This window comes from Streptomyces sp. NPDC031670 (assembly GCF_055580545.1).
Map to the genome: position 1 here is coordinate 1 of NZ_JBVILC010000056.1, position 2,980 is coordinate 2,980.

Annotated in this window: 2 protein-coding genes; both read right to left on the reverse strand. The window is 61.9% G+C overall.

Annotation, left to right across the window (positions count from 1 at the left end; all coding sequences use genetic code 11):
• Window positions 1-629 precede the first annotated feature (629 nt).
• Window positions 630-1,424, reverse strand: a complete 795-nt coding sequence (gene istB / locus ACZ5ID_RS36950) for an IS21-like element helper ATPase IstB (RefSeq protein ID WP_468907183.1) — start codon at window positions 1,422-1,424, stop codon at window positions 630-632.
• Between the two features lie 11 nt (window positions 1,425-1,435).
• On the reverse strand, window positions 1,436-2,794 hold the full coding sequence (locus ACZ5ID_RS36955) for a Mu transposase domain-containing protein (protein WP_468907186.1): 1,359 nt from the start codon (window positions 2,792-2,794) through the stop codon (window positions 1,436-1,438).
• Window positions 2,795-2,980 lie beyond the last annotated feature (186 nt).

A 2,980-nucleotide genomic window follows, 5' to 3' on the forward strand; every position in this document is an offset into this window, starting at 1 on the left:
TGATGGGAACCTGCGAATTTCCCCAGGCTCGCTCCGTTTCCCCACTTCGTTCAAATGTGGATGAAGTGGGGAGGGTGGGGATTGCCGATCGTGCGTGAGGGCCCGCCGACCGTCAGGTCGGCGGGCCCTCACTGGTCCGGAATGGTCAGGCACGACGAATGGGAGTGACCTCCGGTGGCGTGGAATACGGGATTGTCGGCCTGGCTGCCTCAGGCGTCGCCAAGAGAGCGACAATTGTGATGGGTTGGTCACAGTGGGGACAGTTCCGGGTCGCCGTCGGGGGAAGATCCAGAGTCGATTCCCTACGGGTGACAGCTGGCGATTTCGTCGCTGGACGAGGTGGCGGTGTTTCACCCATGCGGGCGGCTCGTGCTAGATCTCGCTCCCGTTCCCGCTGGTTCTCTGCCTGGCGTCGGCAGAGAGGGGAACAGTATTTCTGCCGGACGGTCGGACGCGACGTGAACTCGTCCTTGCAGACGGGGCAAGACCTGACGTGCAGTTTCACTTCTTCCTTTTGATTACTCTGTCGACAGGCAGGAGCGCAATACGTCTGCCGGGTGCCAGGGTCAGCGGTGAACTCGTCGCCACATGTGAGGCAGGTTCGTTTGTCAGCCTGGCTGATTTCCCCGTCATGAGACATGGGCATTCACCCCTGCTCGGAGGTTGCTGGCCTGGTTCTGATGTCCGCGGAGCCGGTAGGAAGGTCCATCAATGCCAGCCACGGCGGCTCGATGGAGCAGACGGTCGAGCATCGCTGCCGCGACGGTCGCGTCCCCGAACGCGCCGGCCCAGTCGGCGATACCGACGTTCGTCGTGAGGATGGTGCTCGATTTCAGATACCTCTGATTGATCACCTGGAACAGGGCCGAGGCGCCATCTTCGGGAAGCGGGAGGTATCCCAACTCGTCGATGATGAGGAGTTTAGGGCCAGCGAAGAAGCGCATGCAGGTCTTCCACCGCCCTTCGAGGGCAGCTTTGTGGCATTTCGCCGCAAGCTCTGCCGCGGTTGTGAAGTAGACGCGGTGACCTGCGTCGACCGCAGCCCTTCCGAGCGCGACGGAGAGCATGGTTTTCCCGACACCGGGAGGTCCGACGAACAACACGTTGGACGCGTCGTCCAGGAAACGAAGTGTTGCGAGGTCCCGGATGAGCTTCTCATCGACGCCGGGCTGGGCCGCGAAGTCGAAGTCGGCAAGGGTCCAGGGTTCGGGAAGGCAGGCGAACCGTGCCCTCGCGGCGCGTTTGCGTGTTTCGGTGGCCTCGACTTCGATTTCCAGCAGTCGTTCCAGGGCGGCGGTCAATGACATACGTTCGGTGCGGGATTGATCCAATACCCGGTTGAGGGCTTCCGCCGCGTCGTTGAGTTTGAGATAGGAAAGGTGCGCTCGCAGCTGCTGATAGCGGCGCGCTTCGCTCATCTGCATGGGAGTGGTACTCAATCCTCAGGCTCCTCTTTCTGCGCTGGCAGGTGCCGTAGCTGGTCAGCGACGGCGGCATAGTGGGCCAGGTCGATGACGACCCGTTCGACCGAGGAGACTGCGGACTGCTGGTCTCGCAGACGTCCTGCCTCGGCTTGAGCTTCCGCTGACGGTGGTCGGCGGACCTTCTTCTTGCATGGGGCTCGGTCGTTGAAATTGGCTAGGACCGCTCGTTCCAGTGCAATGACGTGGTCGGCATCGCGAATGGTCTGCCCTGATCCGCGTGGGGCCTGACGGTGTTGGGCAATAACGGCAAGTCCCGCCGTGACGATTCGGATGGTGTCCTCACCGAGACGGTGCCGAACCCGAACTTGGGCACCGGGAAGTCCTGGTGGCACGGAATAGAAGTTCCCGTCGAAAGACACCAGGCTTTGCGGACTTACGGTCCGCTCGACTTCCAGCTCGGCAGGGAAAGGGCGTGTGGGCAGTTCCAGCAGGATTTCAGAAGCGGCGAGCTCGGCCACAGTTGTAGGATTCCCGTCGACCTTCCGACGGCGCTCATCCATGCGGAGGGCCAGCTTGTCGACTCCCGATTGAGCCTGCTGGATACTCAACCCATCGGGGACGGTACGCCACCAACGTTGTGCTGCCGAATGGTTAACCTTCTCGACTACCCCTTTGCGGTTTCCTCGGCGGGGCGGACAAATGTCAACTCCGACTCCGTAGTACTTGGCGACTGCCGCGAAGACCGGGAGCACACGCCCGGTGGACGGATAGCAGACAGTCGACATCCGATCGAAACGCCAGCGGCGTGCTGTTCCACCGAACTTGCGGACGATCTGATCGATGTCTCGCACCAAGTGAGGGAAGTCCTCGGATTCTGCAAGCACCGCCCGCCATTGCCCCGAGTAAGCGAGGGCCCCGACGAGAAGATGAGCGTGATCGCCGACGCCCCATTCTGCGGGAGCCTCGGGCAACTCCAGCCAGTCGAACTGAATCTCCTCTCCCGGAGGATGGGTGATCACAGCGACGTCTCGACCTGATGTGTTCCGACAGGGTTCGCAGTGCGGGCGCACTTGATGCCGCCGAAGCGCGCGAGTGAAGGTTGAATAGGCCCCTTGGTAGCCGAGTTCTCCAACCTCGTCATAGAGTGCGGACGCCCAGAGATGCGGATCATCTTGCAGGCGTTGACGGCAGTAGTCGAGGAACGGGATCAAAGCATCGGGCGGGGGTTGCCGACTGCCCGCAACACGATCGCCATTGAGATAAGCCCGGATCGTCTTTCGGTCACGGCCCAAATGGCGAGCGATCGCCGAGATAGTCCATCCCTGACGACGCAACGCGTGAGCGTCCACGTCTTCCTCCCGCGTGAGCATCCGGGCTCCCGAACAGGCCGACTCATTGCTCGCGCAGACTCTCCGCGGACACGGCATCTCATCCCGACACGCCGAGCAGGATCACACAAAGTGCCCAAGTCTGATCACGCGAAGGGTGGGGAGATCGACTGAGCAGGTTTGGACGGCGCTAGAGCAGGGGGTGGGGAATTTCAGAGATCCCTATCA